This is a genomic window from Pseudomonas sp. GW822-FHT02E03, assembly GCF_058802325.1.
Window position 1 is genome coordinate 224,011 of sequence record NZ_JBXAOA010000004.1, and the last position, 17,397, is coordinate 241,407.

The following is a 17,397-nucleotide window of genomic DNA, read 5'->3' on the forward strand; positions in this document are numbered from 1 at the left end:
TGCGAGCGCAAAAGTTCAAGAATTAATAAAAGAGGCGGCACAAACCCGACGCGTCATTAATCCCTGTGATTAATCACTCATGACACGCCGGATTTATTTATAACCGTTTACGCTGCCGCGAGCGCATTGGTCTTATCCAGGTAAAACTTGCCGATACCGTGCAAGTTCAAAGGCGACAAAGTAAAGTGCTTTGAACCGGTATGAATGTCGCGGAAACAGCGTTCCAGGAAGTGGGACTTGTAAACCGCTTTGGAACCGGCGAGCGCGTAAATCTGATTCACAGCGTTTACCGAGTTTTCAGTGAGCACCGAGGCCGCCAGCCCGACCCGGGCACTGACCGGATCACCGATGGTCTCACCACGGTTGATGACCTGGCAGATCGCATCTTCGAGCAGCAACTGAGCCGTGTGCACCGACGAAATGGCCCGACCGGTTTTCTCGAAGATCACCCCTTCCAGGCCAGGATCGGTGTTCACCGCACGATCGTTACGGAAATGATCGACCGCTGCACGAGCAACGCCCAGCACGGTGGACATCGCCGCCAGGGTACCGAATTCGTAATAACCGGTGGCGTACGCCCGCGAACTACGGATTTGCGGGGACTTCTTCAACGTCTCGACATCCAGGGAGAACGCCTTGTTGACCAGCACTTGCTCACACTCGAAATGGTGGCTACCCGTGCCGCGCATGCCCAGCGTGTCCCAGGTGTGGTTGATCTTGCATTGAGACGCCGGAACAAAAAACATCCGCACTTCAGGGGCCGAACCGTCGGCCGGGCCTTTCACCGTGGCGGTGCATACCAGCCAGTCGGCATAGGCCGAACCGCTGGCGAAAGCCCATTTGCCGCTCAGCAGGTAATCGTCGCCGACCGGCACTGCCTCACCGCCAGAGTGAATCGCACCAATCACAAAACCCGTGCAAGTGCTGTAGATCGCTTCGGAGGTCTGCTCCGGCAAGTAGTCGGAGAGTCGACCCATTGCCACTTGCACCGCCAATTGCCAAGACACCGAGGCATCATGACGGGCAAATTCGAGCAGCATGGCGGAGGTCGTCTGGATATCCACTTGCGAACCACCAAACGCCCTGGACACCGACGTTCTGCCGAAACCCTCCTTGAAGAGCTCAGACATTACATCCTTGTGAGTCGCATTCGTCTGCTCGCTGTAATCCCTGTGCCTGATGATCAACGGGTTCAGCGCACGCACCTTCTCAAGCCATTCATTGGACTCAGTGGGAAGATTGTTCCATTGCATAAGATTTTTCATAACGGCTCCTAGCTATTATTTATTAACGATCAGCAGACGAAGAACAGATGAATCTTTATTATTTTTGAACCCGACAAAAATGTACGTCTACAGTCGTACATTGGCAAGCGTTAGTTAGGTTTTCTTTTAGGAAAAATCCCGTCCAGCTTAATGAAAAACTCCAGACAAAAAGACACTACCGAACTTCCATAGAAGTTACGCCTTTTTTAACTTTCGAGTATTAGCGTGAGCCGGCGCGTCGTGCACTCACCTCCGACAACGATGCCCAGTCCTGATCGCCCTGACCATGGGCCATTCCGTCCAGCAGGTTGTCTTTCAACACACTGGCAAACGGCAATGGCACCTGCGCCGCTTCGCCTGCCTCCAGGGCCAGGCGAATATCCTTCAGACCCAGGGACAGCTTGAAGCCCGCCGGCTCAAAATGTTTATCGATCATCAGTTGCCCGTAGCCTTGATAAACCGGCACGGGAAACAGCGTCGAGGTGATCATTTCAATGAACGTCGCGCGGCTGATGCCATAGCTGCTGGCCAGAGTGGACGCTTGCGCCATGGACTCGATCGCCGACGCAATCATCAGGTTGGCCGACAGTTTGGCCACGCACGCCAGCTCCGCGCATTCCCCGAATGGCCAGGTCTTGCGTCCCAACACATCGAACAACGGCTGAACACGGGCCAGTGCTTGCGCAGGACCAGAGGCGAGGATGTTCAAATTACCGGCCGCGGCCACGTCCACCCGTCCCAGCACCGGCGCAGAGACATACGCCACATCACGCTCGGTATGCAGCGCCGCAAACTCCTTGGCCAGCGCGACCGACACTGTGGACATATTCACGTGAACACTCCCCGCGGCAAGGCCATCCAGCCCTTTGCCGTCGATGAACACCGAGCGGATGGCGACGTCATCGCCCAACATCGAGATCAACACCTCGGCCTGTGCAGCGAGTGCCGGACTATCGACGGGCTGAGCACCGGCACGCGCCAATTCATCCAGCGGTGCCGACGATCGATTCCACACTTTGACCCGATGACCGGCCTTTAACAGGTTCAGCACCATCGGCACGCCCATCGTGCCCAAACCAATAAATCCCAGCTCCATGCTCTGCTCCCGTCCTTGTCAGCTGTTCGAAATGTCCGTGGGACGTCGATCCAGAATTGCGATTGTACGTGTACAGGCGTACATTTCAAGTGCCTCGTTTATTTAACCTCGAGACACCGGCTTCAAACACACCTACACACAAGGCAAGGAGGCTTTATGCAATTCGGGATCTACACCGTTGGCGACGTCACACAAGACCCGACCAACGCCAGTACCCCAAGTGAATCTCAGCGCATTCAGGCCACCCTGCAAATCGCGCAAAAAGCCGAAGACATCGGCCTGGATGTGTTCGCCACGGGCGAGCACCACAATCCGCCGTTCATCACGTCCTCCCCCACCACGTTGCTGGCGTACATCGCAGCGAAAACCCAGCGCATCATTTTGTCGACGTCCACCACCCTCATTACCACCAACGACCCGGTGCGGCTGGCCGAGGAATACTCGTTGCTGCAACACCTGGCAGGCGGCCGCATGGACTTGATGCTTGGCCGGGGAAATACCGCACCGGTCTACCCCTGGTTCGGCAAAAGTATCGTCGACGGCCTGCCGCTGGCGATGGAAAATTATCGATTGCTGCACCGGCTCTGGCGCGAAGAGGACATCAACTGGAGCGGTCGCTTTCGCACCCCTTTGAAGAATTTCACCTCCATTCCAAGACCATTGGATGATGTGCCGCCCTTTGTCTGGCATGGCTCGATTCGTACCCCGGAAATCGCCGAGCAAGCGGCGTATTACGGCGATGGTTTTTTTGCCAGCCATATCCTCTGGCCCCGCGAGCACTTCATTGCCCTGGTGGAGTTTTATCGTGAGCGATTTGCGCACTACGGGCATGGCACGCCGGAACAGGCCATCGTCGGCCTGGGCGGGCATATTTTCATGCGCCGCAACTCCCAGGACGCACGACGGGAATTCCGCCCTTACTTCGACAACGCACCGGTCTACGGTCATGGTCCTTCCCTTGAGGAGTTCATGGAGATGACCCCGTTGTCCGTGGGCAGCCCCCAGGAAATCATCGACAAGACCCTGACGTTCCGCGAGCACTTCGGCGACTACCAGCGACAGCTGTTTCTCTTCGACCATGGCGGCATTCCTTTAAAAACCGTGCTGGAACAACTCGACATGTTCGGCAAGGAAGTACTGCCGGTATTGCGCGAAGAGACCCGCAAGCGTCGTTCACCGTTAGCCGCCGAGCCACCGACCCACGCCAGTCGCCTGGCACGTTTGCGTTCGACGCAAACGCCGCCGCTTGAACCGCGACCGGGCTTCAAGACTCCGCAACACGACAGGGTCACCGGACGATAAACCGCCACTTCAATGGCCCACGATCGACCTGTGGGCCATTGAATGGAGTCAGGCCGCGCCTTTGAGCGGTTGCCGTGCATCCATGACCGAGAGCACGTCATGGGTGATCAGGCGGGCGAGGTATTGACCGTAGCCGGTCTTGCTCATGCTCCCTGCCAGCACCAACAGTTGCGCATCGTCGATCCAGCCTTTGTTGTAGGCAATCTCTTCCAGGCAAGCGATCTTCAGGCCCTGGCGTTTCTCGATGGCATGCACGAAATTTCCTGCTTCCAGCAAGGAGTCGTGAGTCCCGGTATCCAGCCAGGCCAACCCGCGCCCCATCACCGAGACGTTCAACTTGCCGCGTTCCAGGTAGACATTGTTGACGTCGGTGATTTCAAGCTCACCCCGTGGCGATGGCTTGATATCCGCGGCGATCTGCAGCACGTCGTTGTCGTAGAAGTACAACCCGGTGACCGCGTAATTGGATTTCGGATGAGTCGGTTTTTCGCAGATGCTCAGAGCCTTGCCGGTGTCGTCGAACTCGACGACGCCGAAGCGCTCCGGGTCGGCCACGTAATAGCCGAACACCGTGGCACCCTCCTCGCGGCTGGCCGCTTCCTGCAGCGTGTCACCGAAACCGGCGCCATAGAAAATGTTATCGCCCAGCACCAGGCATACGTTGTCTTCGCCGACAAACTCGCGACCGATGATGAAGGCTTGGGCCAAACCGTCCGGGCTCGGTTGTACCGCGTAACTCAAGCTCAAGCCCAACTGACTGCCGTCGCCGAGCATGCGTTGGAAACCCGGCAAATCTTCCGGGGTGGAGATGATCAGAATTTCGCGAATATCCGCCAGCATCAACACCGACAGCGGGTAATAAATCATCGGTTTGTCGTACACCGGCAGCGACTGTTTGGAAACGCCCAGGGTCACAGGATGCAACCGTGAACCCGCGCCACCCGCCAATAAGATTCCTTTGTACTTGGCCATGCTTTTCTCCTTGAAGCAGTTGTGTGACAGACGCCCGCAATGACGTCCGTGAAGTGGGTTGGGTTGGGTTCAGGCTTCGACGGCTTCGTTCTGGTGTTCGCCGATGCGTTCCAGCGCGTAGTCGCCCGACAGTACCCGCGTCCACCAGGAACGATTGTCGAGGTACCAGTCGACCGTTTTGCGCAGGCCGCTCTCGAAGGTCTCCTGCGGCGTCCAGCCCAAGTCCTGCTGGATTTTTCCGGCATCGACGGCGTAGCGTTTGTCATGGCCGGGGCGATCCTTGACGAACGTGATCAGGTCCCGAAAACGCTCCACACCCGCCGGTTTGAGTGCGCCACGCGTCTCCAGCAAGTCGCACAAGGTGTGCACCACTTGCAGGTTGGTTTTCTCGTTGTGGCCACCGATGTTGTAGGTCTGACCCACCTCACCGCGGCTGACCACCGCATACAACGCCCGGGCATGATCTTCGACGAACAACCAGTCACGGATCTGCCCTCCGTCGCCGTACACCGGCAACGGTTTGCCGTACAGCGCATTGAGAATGATGTGAGGAATCAGTTTTTCCGGGAAATGGAACGGCCCGTAATTGTTCGAACAGTTGCTTAGCACCACCGGCAAACCGAACGTCCGGTGCCAGGCGCGAACCAGGTGATCGGAGCTGGCCTTGGTCGCCGAGTACGGCGAACTGGGTGCATAAGCGGTGGTTTCGGTGAACGCCGGATCCTCGGGTTCCAGGTCCCCGTACACTTCATCCGTGGACACATGATGGAAACGAAACGCCGCCTGACGTGGCGCATCCAATCGGTTCCAGTAGCCACGCGCCGCTTCGAGCAAAGTGTAGGTGCCGACGATATTGGTCTCGATGAAGGCTTGGGGGCCGTCAATCGAGCGATCCACGTGGGACTCGGCCGCCAGATGCATGACGGCATCGGGTTGAAGACGCGCAAAGATCTCGTCCAGCGCGTTCCTGTCGCAGATGTCCACTTGATAGAAACGATACCGCGGCGAGTCGGCCACATCGGCCAATGACTCGAGGTTACCGGCGTAGGTCAACTTGTCTACGTTGATCACTTCGCACTCGGTTTCGTTGATCAGATACCGCACGACTGCCGAGCCGATAAAGCCCGCGCCCCCTGTCACTAAAATTTTCATCAGCGCCTCCCTTGGCCAATTGATGATTCACAGTCCATCGATGTCGTGTGCCATCGAGCCATCGGTCAGTTGAGCAAGGCCACCCAGTACTGGCTCAAGCCTTTCTCCAGAATCAGCAAGGTCTGAATGCAGACAAAGCTTTCATCGGTGGTGGCCGATGTCGAATTGAGTGGCCCGAACCCGCCATCCTGTTTTTGATGGGCAGCGATCCAGTCCTTCGATGCTTGCAAGTAGTGTGGCTGGGCATCGAGCAAATACATCGCGGCGATGGCCATGTAGGTACCCACCAGGCTGACGGCCTTGCCGGGCCGGTAATGGAACGAGCCATTGGGCTGTTGCAGTTTTTGCAGCCACGCCACGGTCTGCTGCGCGTCGACGATGCGTTTATTGAGAATGAACAGCGTGGAGACCACGCGGTACACCGAGAACGCATCCGGCGGATAACCCGGTTTGTTGGCAAACCCGCCATCGGCGGTTCGGCATCGCAGCGCAAAAGCCTGCACAGCCTGTTCGTCAGGCGCCCGAGCGCCGAGCGCATGCAGCGACAAAACCGCCAGGTTGGTGTGCCAGATATCGGAGACATAACCGGCGACATCGCCGAAACCACCGTCCGGGTTCTGGCACGCCTGCAAGTAACGCACGCAACCTTCGACATCATTCGGCAGCGCCCCCAGCACCCGCAGTGACAGCACCGCGCAATAACTGGCGAATACATCGCTGAGATGACCCGGTTGTTCGGCGAAGCCGCCGTCCGCGTTTTGCGATGACTTGATGCAGTCGATCAGGCTCGCCTTGTTTTCAATCTCGATGCCCAGGGCATGCAAATCCGAGATCACATGCAAGCCGGAAAACACCTGCCACGTCTTGTCTGCCCGGAACCCCAGCGGAGCGGTTTCAGCGGTCAAGCCGTAAGGTGTATCACTGGAAGCACGAGCCTGGGACAGCCAGGCCAGGTAGCGCTTCAAGTCAACATTGATCGTCGGCACGGCCGCTGGATGAATGTCTTGCACATCGCCACTGCCATCGATGCTCTCCAGCCCCTGCGCCACCAATGCTGCGTCATCGTGATGATGCACCGCCGCGGCTGGCTGGACCGCCTGCAGTGCCTGCGCAGCGGCGAGCTGGGTTTTCAGGCTCTTCAAATGCAACGGCAGGTACGTCAGGTTACCGATGGTGAACACGCCTGGCTGGCGCGGCGCCGCCCAGAACTGCCGAATGAAGGGCACGGTCGGGTCGTTGGGGGTCGACCAGAAATAGCCTTTGCCCATGAACAGCCCACCGTTGCGGCTGTCGTGAAAATCCAGCAACGCCGCCGTCACGCCGGTGCGATCGAGGTCATGAGCGTCAGCCGGGAACGCCTCAATCGCCTGCAACAGCAGCGCTGCGTCGTAGGCCGTTTTGATCGGAAATGGCGACTCGTGTTTTTTATAAGACGTGTGCCAATCGACCCGCACTTTGCCGTTGATACACACGCGGTCCCAGTACCCGCCATAGGCCGGATCGCGGAACAACGCCAACGTCTGTTTGAGAAACGAGCAGGCCAGATTCGACAGCGCATTGTCATCGCGAAGGCTTGCCAAGCCGACCAGTGCAAGGCTGGTCTGCGCGCGCACGGCACAGCGGCTCAACACCACATCGACGCCCTGCTCGCTGTCACTGCCGGCGACGCGAGCGATCAGGTTTTCGGCATGTACTTCAAGATACCCGACAAGGCCGGCTCCCAGCGGATCGGTGCCGATCAACGAGAGCAAATTGACGGCGCTGATGTCCAGCTCGATCGAGGTGGCCAGTTCCAGCGGTTCGGACCAGTCACTGCTATAGATGCCAGCTACGCCCGATCGGCTATAGACCGTTTCGATTTTTTCCAGCGTCGCCTTGATGTTGGCCAGGTTTGCGGTGTCTTGCGGCACTTTGCGCTGGTAGGCAATCAACGCCGCCAACGCGTCCAGTTGCAGCGCCAGCGTCCGGCAACGCCCCGAACCGTGGGGCGTCCAGAACCGATCGGCGAGTTCGTGAAACCCCGCGTGCTGGCCATCGTACAAACGCATGAGGCCCTCATGGGCGAAACGCAATTGCGCTTCGCTGCCATGAGCTGCCTGGTAGAGCGTCACCTCAACCTGATCCTGCAACTGCTTGTCACTGGAAATAGCGACCTGCCCACTGGCATCGGTGATGGCGAAGTAACCACCGTACTCGGCGTCTTTGAGGCCTTGATCAAAAAGGAACTGCGGATGAAGCGACATGGTGTATCCCTCTTCGTTGAGGCTAGGCGGCTTTGCTTTCGGTCAACGGCACGACGGCGCCCTGGCACAACTCGATAATCCGCGTGGCAGCGCGGGCAGCGCCTTCGCCGTCCGGGGCGGCCACTTGTTGATGAGGGGCGAAGTACCCGGCCGCCTTGGTGTTTTTTTCGAGCTCGCCCGCCACCAGTTCAACGATCCGGTGCTGGTCGTGACCCAGGTGGGTCGGGAAACCCAGAAGTTCCAGGCGACGCAAGGCTTCCAGCTCGTGGTATTCCGATTTCGACGGCAGGACGAACAATGTAGGAATGTTCAGCGCCGAGATTTCCGTCACGGTGATCCAGCCTGGTGCCGAAATCAGCAGACTGGCTTCACGCAACAAGCCCATCCAGTCGGGGTAGTACGGCACGCAGATGACACCTTCCTGGGCCTGGATATCCTGACGTCCCAGCAGCACCATTTTCAGCTCGGGATTTTGTTCGCGCAGGGTTTTGAAACTCTCCAGATAGGCCGCCAGCAGTGCTTCCTTGTTTTGCGAGAACATCGTAGTGCCGCTGATGGAGGCGACAATGAACGGCGAGTCGCCAAGGTTCAGTTCGGCGCGCACGTTCAAGCCGCTTTGCACCGTGATGTCACGGATCATCGGCCCGACGAAGTGTGCTTTGCCGGCACTCAAGGCCTCGGCGACCGGAGTGCCTTGATCGAGGGAAGCGACATAGGGTTTGTCGGTCAGGACAAGTTGGCTCTGATTGATCATCCAGGAGAACTGGCTATGCAGGGCCGTGCGGGCTCTGGCCATCTCAAGGGCGTTGACTTCGAATCCGCCGTCGGCCAAGTCGCTGTCTTCCAGTTGGCAGAGGGTGAAGTCATAACGCTCGGTCACGAATACCAGCGGCGTACCGCTGAAAATCGCCGCCAGGCAGGCCGCCATGTTGTAGTCCGACACCAGCACCGCCGGTTTGTATTCCGCGATCAGCGCCAGATAAGACAGGATTCGCTCGCCGGACAAAAAGGTATTGGCGATATAACCACCAATGTAATTGGCCCAATCCAGCTCTTTCGACAAGTTGCTCTTTTTCGAGTAATCGACCAGTCGCCCTGCAATGTCCACCACCTCGACCCCGGCCTTTTCGAACAATGGTGTAAAGGTCGGTTGCAAGGAAGCCAGCGCCACGGTCAACGCCATATCCGGACGTTGTTTCTTTATCGCCTGAGCGATGGAAAGAGCCCGCATGTTATGTCCGGAACCGGTAGGGTTGGGGGCAAATAAAATCATTCCTGTATCTCCATTAGTTGAACAACGCCATTGACCACAGTGTTTTCCAATACATCCCTTATAACCACTGAGTAGGGCTTTATAACGGCACCATCACCGATACTCAGTGGACCAACTATGATTGCTCCCTCACCAATAACGCAGCGACTTCCAATGTGTACAGGGGCCTCCTCCCAAGGCAGTGAACGAAACGAATGATCATGTGATGAAGTAACGACAGTGACCCGCGCGCCCAACTCACTGAAGGCACCAATCGTGACGCCGCCCGCGGCCTCGATAACGATGCCTTCACCCAACGAAGTCCCGGTTCCAATATCGATGCCACCCAGTTGCGACATCCCGCCCTGACGCACACTGCGCCCGATCAGAATGCAGTCCCGAGCGATTTCCACCGAGGCACCACCGCGCAACTCGGCGTCGATGAGCGTGTCTTCGCTGATGTCCCAGGTTTGGGTATCCGGGTTCAGTTCCTTGAGTCGGGCCACGGACAACGAGGCCCGGTCGAGCAATGAAGGCATGCCCTGACGCGCTCGCTCCCGCACCTTCGCCAGCACGTGTTCGGGGCTCGGCGCGCCGTCCTCTACCACACTGCGATAGGCGATGATTCGGGCAGGGCGCCCTACTGCGATAGCATCGGGCGGAATATCCGAGACCACCAGAGCCCCCGCAGCAACCACCGCGCCAGCCCCGATGGAAACACCTGCTTTCACCGTAACCTTCGCACCCAGCCAGGCGTTTGCGCCGATCTGGATCGGGGATTGAGCCGTCCCCAAGCACTGCACGCCGGTGGCCAGCATGCTTGCCTTGCCGATGGCGACAAACCTCAAGTCAGACTTGAACCCGACAAAACAGTCATCACCCAATTGAACATTTTGCAGACGACTGGCGGCACGAATCCATACATGCCGACCGAGTTCACTGCCAGAATCGATCGTCGTTAAAACCTCGACCACATTAGTGTCATCCACAGTAAAGCCTCATTCCATTGATACGGGATGCATGATGATTTAATGCACACAGAAACCTGCGGACCTATCCGCTTGTGCATAAGCAATAACTAACTGTTTTTTTTCTGCCATCTCAAAGCACGCATAACATTGCGTCCGCGCAACTTTAATAACTGTTACTCCGCCGCCACGTTGTTATTTGGATAACAACAGGTAGACAGCAACACTTGGCCCGATGGCCAAGTCAGCAATTAATGATAGAGAAAGCTGAATAAAGTCTGTCCGTGACTAGAATGTAGCTCCATTGGCGGAAAGGTCCGCTAGTACGAATGTTATAGTACAGACGATTTTGTTTTGCAATAGGTGTCCGGCTGGTTATTTCGTTTGCGTCTAAAAATTTATTGAACTTTTATGGTGCATCGCTGTAATAAAACCGTCATGCATGCACAGCAGTGGTGCGAATCAGCCTTTGTACAGGCTCTTGCTATCAGCGTTTACAGGTAACTGGATGTCGACCCCAGACATCCGGGTGCACTCTCCCGACGATAGGCTGGTCATTCAATCCTGCCTCTAGCCTGGAGCTGACATGTCCGCACCTATCACCGTCCTACGCGATACCCACCCACTGCCCGTGCTCGACGCCTGCAAATGGGAAAAACTCGAAGGCGACCCGCACACCGTCAACCTCAACGCCTACACCAGCGAAGACGGCAGCAAGATCATGGGTACCTGGATCTGCACGCCGGGCAAGTGGTATGTGGAATACGTGAAGTGGGAATACTGCCATTTCCAGGAAGGCTACTGCATCATCACCCCGGAAGGCATGGCGCCGATCCATCTTCGCGCCGGTGATATTTTCGTCATTGAGCCGGGGATGAAAGGCACGTGGGAGGTGGTTGAGACCGTGCGCAAGTATTTCGTGTTTGCCTGATGCAAAAAACCGAGAGACCACCCGACGTGGTCTCTCGGCAAAAAAACTGATAGGAATCCGCATCCCTTGTGGCGAGGGAGCTTGCTCCCGCTGGTTCGCGAAGCGAACCCAACAAGCTGATGCGGTGTTTCAGATACACCGCATGCTCAGGACTTACGACTGCTCCGCAGCCGGACGGGAGCAAGCTCCCTCGCCACAAAAGCCCTCGCCACAGGCAAGCCTCCCATCACCATCCCGAAAAATCCTTATTGGGGCTTGCGATAGCTGTTGATGATCGCCGAGAAGTCCTTGCCGCCTTCCCCACGCTGACTCATCGCCTGATACAACTGCTGCGCCACCGCGCCGAGCACCACCGGTTGGTGCGCCTGACGTGCCGCCTCAGTGGCCAGCCCCAGATCCTTGAGCATCAGTTCAGCACCGAAACCGCCGGTATACCCGCGCGAGGCCGGAGCCGTTTCGACGATGCCGGGCCACGGGTTGTACATCTCCGAACTCCAGCAACGCCCGGTGGAACTGTTGATGATCCCCGCGAGCACCGTCGTGTCGATCCCCAGCGCATCGCCCAAGGCCATGGCTTCGCTGACGCCGACCATGGAAATCCCCAGCAGCAAGTTGTTGCAGATCTTGGCAATTTGCCCGGTGCCGACTTCGCCGCAATGGACGATGTTGCGCCCCATCTGCGCCAGCACCGGTTGCAGGGTCGCGAACAGCTCAGGCGTGGCGCCGACCATGAAAGTCAGTGTCCCGGCCGCAGCACCGCCAGTACCGCCAGAAACAGGGGCATCGGCCATGACCACGCCTTGTTTGGCAGCAGCGGCGGCAACGTCGCGCGCCGTCTGCGGATCGATGGTGCTGCAATCCACCGCGGGCACGCCCTTGGCGATCCCCGCCAGCACCCCGTCTTCGCCCAGCCAGACGCTGCGCACATGCACAGCGGCGGGCAGCATGGTGATCACCAGTTCTGCACCTTGAGCGGCTTCACGCGCCGAAGCGCTGATGCTGCCGCCCAGTTGCTCCAGCTCTGCCAGCACAGCTTTGTTCAGGTCGACCAGCCGTAGCGAATGGCCGGCCTTGATCAGGTTGCGCGCCATCGGCGCGCCCATGTTGCCGAGACCGATAAAAGCGATTTTCATGTCCGGCTCCTTAACGCAAGTGGATGGTGGTGTTCACACCGTCGTTGACGCTGTCGTCGTCGAACCAGCGTGCGGTAACGGTCTTGGTTTGAGTGTAGAACTGCACCACTTGCTTGCCATAAGGACCGAGGTCACCGAGCTTCGAACCACGGGAACCGGTGAAGCTGAAGAACGGTACCGGCACCGGAATCGGGATGTTGATGCCGACTTGGCCGACGTCGATTTCCGTCTGGAATTTACGCGCCGCCGCACCGCTTTGGGTGAACAACCCTGTGCCGTTGCCGAAGGGGTTGGCATTCACCAGAGCGATGGCTTGATCGAGGGTATCGACTTCCAATACCACCAGCACCGGGCCGAAGATTTCCTGGGTGTAGATCTGCATCTCGGGAGTGACACCAGAGAACAGGGTCGGACCGACAAAGTTACCCTTCTCGTAGCCCGGAACGCTGATGTCGCGACCGTCCAGTTCGAGCTTGGCGCCCTCCTTGATGCCGCTCTCGATCAGATCGAGAATCCGCGCCTTGGCTCGCTTGGAAATCACCGGGCCAACGTCAGTGCCCGGCTCGCTGCCGGCATTGACCTTGAGTTTCTGCGCCAGCGCTTTCAGGTCTGGCAGCCATTGCTTGGCCGCGCCCACCAGCACCACTACCGAGGTAGCCATGCAGCGTTGCCCCGCCGCACCGAAACCGGCGCCGACCAGCGCATTCAGCGCTTGCTCGCGATTGGCATCGGGCAGCACAACGGCGTGGTTTTTGGCGCCCATCATCGATTGCACGCGTTTACCGTGTTTGCCGGCCAGGTCGTAGACGTGAGTGCCGACCGCGGTCGAACCGACGAACGAAACAGCCTTGATGTCCTTGTGGGTGCAAAGCGCATCCACCACATCCTTGCCGCCATGAACGACGTTGAGCACACCCGGAGGAATGCCGGCCTCGATGGCCAGTTCCACCAACAGCATGGTCGACATCGGGTCCTGTTCGGACGGCTTGAGCACGAAGGTGTTGCCGCAGGCGATGGCCATCGGGAACATCCACAGCGGAATCATCGCCGGGAAGTTGAACGGAGTAATACCGGCGCAGACGCCGATCGGTTGGCGCAGGGTGTAGGTGTCGACACCACCAGCGACGTTCTCGGCGAACTCGCCCATTTGCAGGCTGCCAATGGAGCAGGCGTGCTCGACCACTTCCAGGCCGCGGAAGATATCGCCTTCAGCATCGGCAATGGTTTTGCCCTGCTCGTTGCTGAGTACCACGGCAATACGCTTGGAGTGTTCGCGAATCAACGCCTGAAGCTTGAGCATGATGCGCATCCGCGCGCCGATCGGTGTCAGCTTCCAGGTCTGGAAGGCGCGATGGGCGGCGCTGATGGCAGCATCGACTTCGGCAGCCGTCGCGAATGGGACTTTGGCCAACACTTGTTGGGTCGCCGGGTTGACGATGTCGTGCCATTCGGTGGTCTGGGATTCGACCCACTCGCCATCGATCAACAGCTTGACCTTTTGCACGGTGGTTTCTAGCGATGCGTTCATATTGGTCTCCGGACGTTGTTCTTATTTAGAGAGCGATCTTTGGAGCCAAGGCGAGAAAGTCGCCTTGAGATGAGGCGTGTGTCACGAATTGGTTGTCGGACTGTTTTTGGAGTATAGATGTGCAAACTTCTAATAAGAACGCACATAAAAGCCGGTCCATCATGCAAAAAAACATCACGTCTTTAGGCTCGTTGAACTGGGATGACCTCAAGTTTTTCCTCGAGGTTGCCCGCACTCGCAAGGCCAGCACCGCGGCCAAGCGCCTGGCGGTGGACTACACCACCGTGTCGCGACGCATCAGTTCGCTGGAAACCTCGCTGGGCACGTTGCTGTTTGAAAAGTCCCGCACCAGCGGTTTCGTCCTGACTGCCGAAGGCCAGCGGCTGCTGGGTTACGCCGAGTCGATCGAAAGCACTCTGCACATGGCCTGCGAACAGGTTTCGGGCTCCGGCGTGGCGTTGTCCGGGCATGTGCGCATGGGTTGCACCGAAGGGTTCGGCAGCTTTTTCATCACCCCGCAGCTGAGCCATTTCGTCGACGCCTACCCGGCGATCTCGGTGGACATCCTGCCGCTGCCGCACTTCATCAGCCTGTCCAAGCGCGAGGCAGACATCGTCATCGCACTGGAGCGGCCGGAACATGGCCCGTATGTCTGCTGCAAACTCTGCGACTACCGACTGCAGCTGTATGCGACCCAGGATTATCTGGACAAGCACCCGCCGATCCGCCGCCCGGCAGACTTGGGCAAGCATCAATTCATCAGTTATGTGGACGATCTGGCGTTCAGCTCGGAGCTGCTGTACCTGGCGAATGTGTTGCCCGGTGCCAGTGCCAATCTGCGCAGCACCAGTGTGATCGCGCAGTTCGTAGCCGCTCAGCAAGGACGGTCACTGGCGATTCTGCCGTGCTTCCTGGCAGCTCAGGACCCGCGATTGCTGCCGGTATTGCCGCAAGAGATCACCATTACCCGGCAGTTCTGGATGTACTGCCGGGAAGACCTGCGCAAGCTCAAGCGGATCACGTTGCTGTGGGATTACATCCGTGGGGTCACCGAGCAGAATCAAGCGCTGTTGATGGGGGAAAGTCGGGAGATGTTGTTCGCCGATTAATCCGCGCTCACCACGATCGACACCCGACGGTTCTCGGTGCGTCCGACCGCGGTGTCGTTGGAAGCGACGGGCTTACTGCTGCCCAGGCCGCGCAGCTGGATGTTTTCTTCTTTTATGCCGACGGTGGCCAACACCTTGCCGACGCTTTTTGCGCGACGCAGGGAAAGCTGTTCATTATAGGATTCTTTGCCTGACGCATCGGTGTGGCCGTCGATCCTCACCCGTTCGATTTCCACACTCAACAACGCCTTGCCAATGCGCTCCACGATTTCGGTACTGGCAGGATTGAGGCTCTCGACATCGCTGCCGAACAAAACTTTGCCTGACAGGCCATAGGCCCAGCCATCATCCGTCATTTCGAAACCTTGCTGCTTGAGCACAGCGATCTGCGCCGGGGTCAGGCCCTTTTGCGGTGCCGTCTGGCAACCGGTCAATGCCAGCAAGGCCAGGAACAGGGTGATCGTGAAAAGTCGTAGAGAACGCTGATTGAAGGTGAACACAGACATTAGCTCCTGGTTTGAACATGGGCGACAGGGAGCTCCGACCCTGCCGTTTGCTGCGCGCCTCGGGAAAGGCGTTTGGCCTGGTACATCGCGGCGTCGGCAGCATCGAGCAACGAGCCCGGTGTGACCCCATGATCGGGGTACACGGCGATGCCGATACTGAGTGAAGTCATCACTTGGGTAGTGCCAGGCAAGGGAATCGGCGCTTCCATGCTGGCAATGATTTGGTCGGCAATCCGTTCGGCGTCTTCGGTTTTATGCAGCGGTGTCAGCAGGACGGCAAACTCGTCGCCGCCCAGACGCGCGACCAGGTCCTCTTCACGCAGCTGCGCACGAACCCGCGTTGCCACGGCGATCAGCACCGCATCGCCGGCAGCATGGCCAAAGTTATCGTTGATCTCCTTGAACCGGTCGCTGTCGAGAAACAGCACCGCCACTCGCTCATCCAATTTGCTTGCATTGCGCAAGGCACGCATCAGGCGGCCTTCGAAAAATGCTCGATTCGGCAGTCCGGTCAGGCTGTCATGGCTGGCTTGGTGGGCCAGGGTCTCGTTTTCGCTTTGCAGGTGGGTCTGCCAGGATTCGAGCTCATCGAGCAACGCATTGAAGTCATTGCCCAAGTTGTCGAGTTCGGCAATATCGGCGGGTGGCACACGCTGGTCGAAGGCACGCTCGCTGCGAGCGGCGTGAGCCACGGCAGCCAAGCTGCGCAACGGGCCGGTGATCCCCCGCAATTGCCGCCGCGCCAGATAGAGCGCAACCCAGGCACTGATGGCGGTACACAAGACGATTCCCATCAGACCGCTTAGCAAAAAGCGCATCAGGCTGCCACCGTGCCCGACCAGCAGGATACTGCCAATTTCCTGACCTTGATGGACGATCGGCATGCTGATGGGTTTTTCCAGAATCACCCGGGCAATCTGCACTTCAAGATCAGACAACAATCCCGTTTCCGGCCGTTGCCAACGTGCGAGTAACTCGCCTTGCTCGTCCATCACCTGTGCATCGGCCACTTCTTCGGTGGACGCGATCAATGCCAGCGCTTCGGTGGCGGCGACCTTATCGTTGAACACCACCGCGGCTTCCACGGTGTAATTGATCGAACGGGCGATCAGATGCAGGTTGTGATCGGCATAAACCCGCAAGGCCAGAACCCCCAGCAGGGTCAACGAAACACTGGCCATGGCAACGCCCACCAGGGCGACGATCAAATGTCCACGGCCGATAACCGAACCCAGGGTCGGACGTATACGGGATTTGAATAGACTCATGGTGCCGCCGGCTTGCGACGCGACAGTTGCAGCACACTGGGATGGATGCGCACACCGCTGCGGGCGACCGAGTCGAGGTTGACCTCGAAGGATACTTGTTCATCTCCGACCCGAAGGCAGAACAGACTGCCTACGGTGCATTGATCGCCGCCTTCGCTGATGCTCACCACTGGGCGCCCTGTCAGCGAGGCGAATAATCGACTGCGTTCGTCGCTAGTCAGCTTGCCGATGTACACCGCGTCGCATTCACCGGCAATGACCGGGTTGTCGGCCAAAAGCCGTCGCACGGTGACAGGCCGACCAGTGGCCTGGGTAGTGCCCTTGACCAGATCGTCGGTGTACTCGGTAGGGCCGACCACGCATAAACGCAACTGTTGAGGCTCAACAGGCCACCGGGCATAACTGAGGATCCCGAGCACCACCTGAGTGACTGATCTGGCGCGCTGGTCGGCCTTGCTCACGGCGGTTTCCGGCTGAGCGAAGGCAACGCCCGTCAACAAACAGAGAAGGCCGGCAAGCAGCGCTCTCTTGCAACCAATAACGCGCTCTGTCGTCCAGACAGCCACCTTCATGCAGGGATTCTCTTCGATCGCAACGAAATGATGCCGCAACGATAGCACAGCACCGAAACACCAGCGAGGCCACGTACCACGGCACTTCGGACAGATTCCG

The 17,397-nt window shown here is 58.3% G+C and carries 15 protein-coding genes; 3 read left to right on the forward strand and 12 right to left on the reverse strand.

The annotated features are described in order from the left end of the window. Positions 1-107: 107 nt before the first annotated feature. A complete protein-coding gene (locus AC1RQB_RS05230) occupies positions 108-1,265 on the reverse strand; it encodes an acyl-CoA dehydrogenase family protein (RefSeq protein ID WP_063341620.1) in 1,158 nt (385 codons plus the stop codon). Between the two features lie 220 nt (positions 1,266-1,485). Continuing rightward, positions 1,486-2,361, reverse strand: coding sequence for an NAD(P)-dependent oxidoreductase (locus AC1RQB_RS05235; RefSeq protein ID WP_063341621.1), 876 nt, complete (start codon positions 2,359-2,361; stop codon positions 1,486-1,488). A gap of 156 nt (positions 2,362-2,517) precedes the next feature. Between AC1RQB_RS05235 and AC1RQB_RS05240 the strand changes: the two genes are divergently transcribed. After that, complete coding sequence (locus tag AC1RQB_RS05240) at positions 2,518-3,663, forward strand: CE1758 family FMN-dependent luciferase-like monooxygenase (protein ID WP_008067491.1); 1,146 nt, start codon at positions 2,518-2,520, stop codon at positions 3,661-3,663. A 48-nt stretch (positions 3,664-3,711) separates the two neighbouring features. Here AC1RQB_RS05240 and rfbA read toward each other — a convergent pair whose 3' ends face one another. From rfbA to AC1RQB_RS05265, 5 genes are all read right to left on the reverse strand, one after another. Further along, positions 3,712-4,635 carry a glucose-1-phosphate thymidylyltransferase RfbA gene (rfbA, locus tag AC1RQB_RS05245; RefSeq protein WP_063341622.1) on the reverse strand — a complete coding sequence of 308 codons (924 nt, stop codon included), beginning with the start codon at positions 4,633-4,635 and terminating at the stop codon, positions 3,712-3,714. 69 nt (positions 4,636-4,704) lie between these two features. Further along, the gene (gene rfbB / locus AC1RQB_RS05250; protein WP_063341623.1) at positions 4,705-5,787 is read right to left on the reverse strand and encodes a dTDP-glucose 4,6-dehydratase; all 1,083 of its coding nucleotides are present in this window, start codon (positions 5,785-5,787) and stop codon (positions 4,705-4,707) included. A 65-nt stretch (positions 5,788-5,852) separates the two neighbouring features. Beyond that, positions 5,853-8,030, reverse strand: a complete 2,178-nt coding sequence (locus AC1RQB_RS05255; RefSeq protein WP_063341624.1) for a prenyltransferase/squalene oxidase repeat-containing protein — start codon at positions 8,028-8,030, stop codon at positions 5,853-5,855. 22 nt (positions 8,031-8,052) lie between these two features. After that, on the reverse strand, positions 8,053-9,303 hold the full coding sequence (locus AC1RQB_RS05260; RefSeq protein ID WP_063341625.1) for a glycosyltransferase family protein: 1,251 nt from the start codon (positions 9,301-9,303) through the stop codon (positions 8,053-8,055). Continuing rightward, positions 9,300-10,271 carry an acyltransferase gene (locus AC1RQB_RS05265; RefSeq protein ID WP_063341626.1) on the reverse strand — a complete coding sequence of 324 codons (972 nt, stop codon included), beginning with the start codon at positions 10,269-10,271 and terminating at the stop codon, positions 9,300-9,302. Before AC1RQB_RS05265 ends, AC1RQB_RS05260 begins: the two co-directional genes overlap by 4 nt. A 565-nt stretch (positions 10,272-10,836) precedes the next feature. Here AC1RQB_RS05265 and AC1RQB_RS05270 point away from each other — a divergent pair. Beyond that, positions 10,837-11,181 (forward strand): cupin domain-containing protein, encoded by a 345-nt coding sequence (locus tag AC1RQB_RS05270; protein WP_030128140.1) that lies wholly within the window; start codon positions 10,837-10,839, stop codon positions 11,179-11,181. Positions 11,182-11,426: 245 nt separating this feature from the next. Here AC1RQB_RS05270 and mmsB read toward each other — a convergent pair whose 3' ends face one another. Together mmsB and AC1RQB_RS05280 are read right to left on the reverse strand one after the other, a co-directional pair. Then, on the reverse strand, positions 11,427-12,314 hold the full coding sequence (gene mmsB / locus AC1RQB_RS05275; RefSeq protein WP_063341627.1) for a 3-hydroxyisobutyrate dehydrogenase: 888 nt from the start codon (positions 12,312-12,314) through the stop codon (positions 11,427-11,429). 10 nt (positions 12,315-12,324) lie between these two features. After that, positions 12,325-13,842: a CoA-acylating methylmalonate-semialdehyde dehydrogenase gene (locus tag AC1RQB_RS05280; protein ID WP_008005553.1), complete on the reverse strand. Its 1,518-nt coding sequence runs from the start codon at positions 13,840-13,842 to the stop codon at positions 12,325-12,327. 161 nt (positions 13,843-14,003) lie between these two features. On the opposite strand from AC1RQB_RS05280, the gene AC1RQB_RS05285 reads away from it, so the two are divergent. Further along, on the forward strand, positions 14,004-14,951 hold the full coding sequence (locus AC1RQB_RS05285; RefSeq protein ID WP_007900639.1) for a LysR family transcriptional regulator: 948 nt from the start codon (positions 14,004-14,006) through the stop codon (positions 14,949-14,951). Here the strand turns inward: AC1RQB_RS05285 and yfiB are convergent. Genes yfiB through yfiR form a run of 3 tightly spaced genes read right to left on the reverse strand, consistent with a single transcriptional unit; the run spans position 14,948 to position 17,297 of the window. After that, positions 14,948-15,451 carry an outer membrane lipoprotein YfiB gene (gene yfiB / locus AC1RQB_RS05290; RefSeq protein WP_063343900.1) on the reverse strand — a complete coding sequence of 168 codons (504 nt, stop codon included), beginning with the start codon at positions 15,449-15,451 and terminating at the stop codon, positions 14,948-14,950. The genes AC1RQB_RS05285 and yfiB overlap by 4 nt on opposite strands. A gap of 5 nt (positions 15,452-15,456) precedes the next feature. Further along, positions 15,457-16,725 (reverse strand): diguanylate cyclase DgcN/YfiN, encoded by a 1,269-nt coding sequence (dgcN, locus tag AC1RQB_RS05295; RefSeq protein ID WP_063341628.1) that lies wholly within the window; start codon positions 16,723-16,725, stop codon positions 15,457-15,459. Beyond that, positions 16,722-17,297, reverse strand: coding sequence for a regulatory sequestration protein YfiR (gene yfiR, locus AC1RQB_RS05300; RefSeq protein WP_063341629.1), 576 nt, complete (start codon positions 17,295-17,297; stop codon positions 16,722-16,724). Before yfiR ends, dgcN begins: the two co-directional genes overlap by 4 nt. Positions 17,298-17,397: the final 100 nt, after the last annotated feature.